General features: G+C 46.9%; 5 protein-coding genes. 3 read left to right on the plus strand and 2 right to left on the minus strand.

What is annotated here, in order from left to right; all coding sequences use genetic code 11:
* From ACOCD9_RS10470 to ACOCD9_RS10480, 3 genes are all read left to right on the plus strand, one after another.
* Positions 1-826 (plus strand): TolC family protein (locus tag ACOCD9_RS10470; RefSeq protein ID WP_419547369.1); only part of this gene is annotated, 826 nt, incomplete at its 5' end.
* An 86-nt stretch (positions 827-912) separates the two neighbouring features.
* Positions 913-1,248: a type II toxin-antitoxin system PrlF family antitoxin gene (locus ACOCD9_RS10475; RefSeq protein WP_419547371.1), complete on the plus strand. Its 336-nt coding sequence runs from the start codon at positions 913-915 to the stop codon at positions 1,246-1,248.
* Positions 1,249-1,250: 2 nt separating this feature from the next.
* Positions 1,251-1,748, plus strand: coding sequence for a type II toxin-antitoxin system YhaV family toxin (locus tag ACOCD9_RS10480; protein WP_419547372.1), 498 nt, complete (start codon positions 1,251-1,253; stop codon positions 1,746-1,748).
* A gap of 520 nt (positions 1,749-2,268) precedes the next feature.
* On the opposite strand, the gene ACOCD9_RS10485 is transcribed toward ACOCD9_RS10480, so the two are convergent.
* Together ACOCD9_RS10485 and ACOCD9_RS10490 are read right to left on the minus strand one after the other, a co-directional pair.
* Positions 2,269-4,437, minus strand: a complete 2,169-nt coding sequence (locus ACOCD9_RS10485) for a pentapeptide repeat-containing protein (protein WP_419547374.1) — start codon at positions 4,435-4,437, stop codon at positions 2,269-2,271.
* 191 nt (positions 4,438-4,628) lie between these two features.
* Complete coding sequence (locus ACOCD9_RS10490; RefSeq protein ID WP_419547375.1) at positions 4,629-4,772, minus strand: hypothetical protein; 144 nt, start codon at positions 4,770-4,772, stop codon at positions 4,629-4,631.
* Positions 4,773-5,403 lie beyond the last annotated feature (631 nt).

The following is a 5,403-nucleotide window of genomic DNA, read 5'->3' on the forward strand; positions in this document are numbered from 1 at the left end:
GTTAACCCTGAGCGAAACCAAAGGGTTAACCCTGAGCGAAACCAAAGGGTTAACCCTGAGCGAAACCAAAGGGTTAACCCTGAGCGAAACCAAAGGGTTAACCCTGAGCGAAACCAAAGGGTTAACCCTGAGCGAAGTCGAAGGGTTGACTCCCCTACAGGCCGCTCCGCTTCCCTGTCTCGATAGCGGTAACGATTGTCTCCGTACCCTCACCGACGCGGCGATCGAACGTTCCCCCGAATTGGACACCCTTAATGAGCGCATCGCCCTGATCGATCGCCGGTTACAGTTGGCTGGACAACGTATCGACCAAGCCAACGCCCGACAATGGACGGGTTATCTCACCACCGACCCGATCGCCATTCTGCAAAATCTGTTTGGGGGTGGTCAGGTACAACAACAGAGGATGGCCATCACCGACCTCGAAATCAGGGCGGCCGACCTAGAGGCGGCCAAGGCTGAATTGGAACGTCAACGGGCTGCCAAACGCTCCCAACTGGGAGAACAGGTCTTAACGCTGGTGATCGCCTACGAAACCGCCGGCGATCGAGAACGGGCGATATTAGCCCAACTGTCAAACCACGACCTCTTGACCAGGATTACCGAGATCGATTACCGTCTGGGCGGTTCATCCACCGAAACCTATCTAACAAGAATCGCCCAACGAGAACAGTTAGAGATTCAGTGGAACCGTTACCGTCTCGAACGGGAAACCACCAAACGACAACTTCTATCCTTGACGGGGTTTTCCCACCCCCCTTATCAAGGGGGGCAGGGGGGATCGAAACTACTGGGGAAACTACTGGGTAATGAGTTGATATTGTGATGTACATATCCAGCGACTTCACCTTGACGAGACAATGCACTTGCATTACCATCAAGATGTTTTTACAAACAGGCTGAGAGGTCGCAATGGCTGCAACTATGGCTCCATGGCCAGAATCCACTCTTACCGATCGCTATCAGACTACAATTCCCGATTCCGTTCGCAAAGCCCTTGGCTTGAATAAGCGCGATAAAATCTGCTACAACATACAGCCCGACGGCAAAGTATGGATTTCCAGGGCTGACGGGACAGAAGAAAATGATCCGGTGCTTGGGAAATTTCTGAATTTTCTTGCCCAAGATATGGAACAGAACCCTCAACACATACAGGCAATTAGTTCTAACCTAGTCAATCATGTTCAATACTTGGTCTCTGGCGTTGCTCTTGATCTTGATGCATCACTTCTGGATGAGGACGAATAAGGTTGTCTATAGATCAGCCCCTAGTAATTAATGGATGGAGCATATTTGCTCAACCTCTGTTCCTTGAACAGTTTGAAGAACTTGTAACGCAGGTTGAAGAGCTGCGCCACAAGTTTCCTCAAGATTACAAAAGGAAAAATGCGACAAAGCGTCTAGCTGCCATAGCAAAGTTAGCCTTTGATACTATTCCTCAAGACCCAACTCGCAGTGAGTATCGACTGGGAACTACGCTTGGAGACGATTACAAACACTGGTTTAGAGCCAAGTTTTTTCAGCAGTATCGACTGTTTTTTCGATATCATCAAGAGAGTAAAATAATTCTCCTCGCTTGGGTCAATGATGAAAACTCTAAGCGAGCTTATGAGAGTAGTACAGACGCTTATAGAGTCTTTAGAAAAATGCTGGAGACCGGTTATCCTCCAGATGATTGGCATGACCTACTCAAAGAGGCCAAAAGTACAATTAGCCGTTTACGCGAAGCTGCTGAAACCGAAATTTAATGATAGATATGTCTGGACTTCCCCATACATAAATACTAAAAAATTAACAAAACCCTTACTGCATAAAGCTTCTCAGAATAAATTGACAAGCCGTCACTGGGTACATTTTCCCTTGAAAATGGACGTTCGGCGATGCTCAGACGTTCGGCGAAGCTCAGTCGAGCCGTCGAGCCGCTGTACCGTTGACTGTCTCTTGAGTAGAGCGATTCTGTGGAGTTGGCTGTATAGTGATCGCTAACCTGATGGCAATTAATCTTTAGAGTAAGGGATTCCTCTGTAGCCATGTTTTTGATGGTTTTCTGACCCGAAACAAGCTATAGTGGTCGAAGGGTAAAGTTTGAAAAATTTTGCCTCAAACCCTATCTGCGTAAAAACTTAAGTCAGGCTCTGTAAAACTTTTAGCCATAGTTAGTAGGTTTATACGGTGTGGGAAGTCCAGATATTAGGTCGATGTCTATTATTGACCAACTCAAGAACATCGATTGAACATTCCCGCCACCGCGCTTAACCCGAACTGGGGTTAAATTAGTGATAGCAAAGTAGTAATTGCGGGGAGCAGTTTTGTACATGACTCGACCAGTTTGGCGGCATCGGGCAAACTGGCAATCGTTCCTTTGAGGATTTTCAAGGCGGTTTTTGCCGCTTTTTGGAGTACATTATCTTCGGGGTTCTGTCCCGCTTCTGCCAGGGTTTTGACCTGTTCCATCGCCTCCGCTTTATCTTCCGGTGCTAGGTGGGATTCATGTTCGATCGCAGATTGAAGCTGTTCGAGCAGTGTGGCCAGTTGAGTTGCTTCAGGGGTATTCGTCGATTGCAGTTGACCGATGCTGTTAGTGACCGCACCGCTAATTTGTCCGAGTGCAACCCCGGTCATGGTTTGGTTTTCGCCGGCGGCGGCAATTCCACTCACGTTTCCCTGTACGCCGCTGATGTTGACGTTTCCTTTATGCTCTGTCATAGTTTCTCCAAAGTTGTAATAGGTTTCCGCGTAAAACTTTTGGCTGCTGATGGCGGTCATTACCATATTTTCGAGACTGCGAATGCGATCATCTTTCTCGGCCGTTCCGGCCAGTAGGGCTTGAATATCGGCAGCTGGCAACGATCGAATTTTTTCATATCGGGCAAAATATTCGGCACTCAGTTGGGAGCGATCCACCCGATCGTCAATTTTGGCGTGAACTCTCACTCTATCGCCACCTTGCCCTTCCAGTGCGATCAATTCTAGTCCAGCTTCCGGATACTGTTGGGAAATTTGCTGAAGTGCGATCGCCGCAGCCCCAGGATCGACCGCTCCAGCATGATAGAGATCGAGGGTCTTAAAGGCTTCGGCAACCTGACGCGGATCTACGTTCTGACGATAGTACAGCCCCATTGTTTTGATGATCGGGGTAATGAAGTCGGCAAAATCATCCACAGTAAAGACCTGTGAGCGTTGATCGGGTTTACGAAAGGGATCGGGATCGTCGGGAGTGGGAAGTCGCATATACAGATAAAGACATTCAACCCCATCGAGTTTTGTTTCTGGTGAAATACCCCAATCCTGAATGTAAGCTCCGGTCAGTCGAGCCTTGCTAAGATTGGTTCGATAAAGTTGTGAGCGCACTAACTTCCCGTTAGATAAGTCTGCCCCTTGCAAGTTCGCCTCATTCAGGTTAGCGTTAATGAAGTTGGCATCGACCAAATCCGCCCCTTGCAGGTTTACGCCCTCTAAATTTCTCCCCGCAAAATCCCTTCCGCGTCCGCTTCGAGTCGTTACCAACTTTTGTACCATTGCATCTTCTAAATAGGTTCCTTCGTGACGGCAGCGATTGAGTTTTTCCGCTTGAAACCAGTCGGTGCGGGTGAGAATAGCGGCTCTAAAATCAGCGTAGTTGAGCTTGGCTTGAGTGAAGTTGGCATCGGTCAGATTTGCTCCTCGAAAGCGAGTTCCCCCCGGTGTCACAAACGAGCGGGCGATCTTCCAAACCCAAGCGAATTTGTCGTTACCCGTGAGAGCTTGTTGACTGACATAAAGACATAACAACACGCCGAGCGCCGATGCGGTTCCCACTCCTTTCGCGATGCCCAGCACATCTGTGATTTCCGTCGGTGCGACAACTCCCACCACGGCTACTGCTGTCAACCAAGCGATGAAACCTGATCCGGCAATGGTGCGACGGTCGTTTTCCGTAATCGCGATCGTAGTTGTAAAAATCACAACTCCCGTAATCGCTAAAATGACCATCCACAAGATATCGCTGGCAATGACAACCGCTGCCGTTAGATTTTGATAGGCCAAAAGCAGCACAATAAAACTAGCAAACGATGCGATCACACTTGTCAGGATCGCCACAGCTAATTCCCCAAGAATGATTTGGGCAAAAAAGACCAGCAGAACCAGCAAATTGATCAAGGCCAGGTAAGTAATCCCTTGAAATGAATCGTTGGGAAGCAATACCTTTCCGGCGAACGTTGCGATGACACCGATGGTGAAAACCGCTAGGCTTCCCAGCGCATATAAAACCACCAGTAAAATGAAAATCGCTTGAGGTCGTAAACCCGTGATTGCATGGCTAAAATTTGCTTCGATAAGAATAGCATCGGTAAAATCTGCCCCCCGAATATCGGCATAGCTGAAATCGGCATGGCTGAGATTTTGACCTCTAAAAGACTGACCCTGAAGCTCTCGACGAGAAAAGGCTTGAGCCATGATGCACTTGATAATAAATAGACCTATAGCAGTTATAGCAGTTATAGCATTTATCTTAAACGTGGGATAAGAAGTTTTCCTTTTGAGGAGTCGGTCGTCAACAGTAAATCAGTTGATACTTCAGCTTTCAGAGAAACTTTCTCGATTTTACCTCACCTCAACTGTGGCACTGGCATCGCCGAACACATCGACTAACCGGACAGCGATCGATACTGCTCCGAATCCCTAACAACTGCATTCGGAGCAGTATCGATCGCCGGTTCGACTGGTAAAAAACTAGGAGATGCGATCGATAGAACAAGGGGAAGCGAAATATAAGTTAGCTTTCCCGTCACGGTTTGCTTTTCTGGTTTCTGTGTGGAATTAATTTCTAGCTTTCTTGTTTGTGGCTTAGTAAGGTTGAGAATTAGTAGGTTAATTTCAGAAGTAATAGAAGGGGAGCAATCAGGGGAAGTAATTGACGTTATAATTAGCCATAGTTTTCCGTCAAAATTGGATTTTGTCTCTTGAAACCCTGATTAATCGGTTTTTAGAGCTAATTTTGACTCTTGGTCTAATCTGCCGCTATTCTTTGCTGTGACTGACTTATAAATTTTTGGAGATGTCTATTATAACCAAAAAAGCGATCGTACTATATAAGTGATCGCACTAACATTGTTCTTCAGTCTTATATCTGCGAATAGCACTGTTCATCAGGTTAATCTGCTCTGCGTGAAATGAAGGGGGCATGGCACCATGAGTCGTGTAGTCTAATCCATCGTGCATGACATCTGTTGGCAATGCAGAGTGATCTAAACCTGACAGGGGGACAAGAAGGCTGAAATTCATATAGCATAAGCTTTTCATGGTTTTAGCTCGAAAAAGTTCGCCGCACCATCTCTCACTTATTAATAATAATTCCTAGTAAGCTCGCTCCTATCCCTAATTCTTTCGTTAGCTTTTTGCCTAGAATCGCTAGATCTATTT

Source organism: Microcystis sp. (assembly GCF_048564745.1).
In the GTDB taxonomy this organism is placed as follows: Bacteria; Cyanobacteriota; Cyanobacteriia; order Cyanobacteriales; family Microcystaceae; genus Microcystis; species Microcystis ichthyoblabe_A.

What these genes read in the sequence shown, in the direction of transcription:
- ACOCD9_RS10485 (WP_419547374.1), bottom strand. Translation starts at nt 4,437, where the DNA reads ATGGCTCAAGCCTTTTCTCGTCGAGAGCTTCAGGGTCAGTCTTTTAGA.
- ACOCD9_RS10475 (WP_419547371.1), top strand. Translation starts at nt 913, where the DNA reads ATGGCTGCAACTATGGCTCCATGGCCAGAATCCACTCTTACCGATCGC.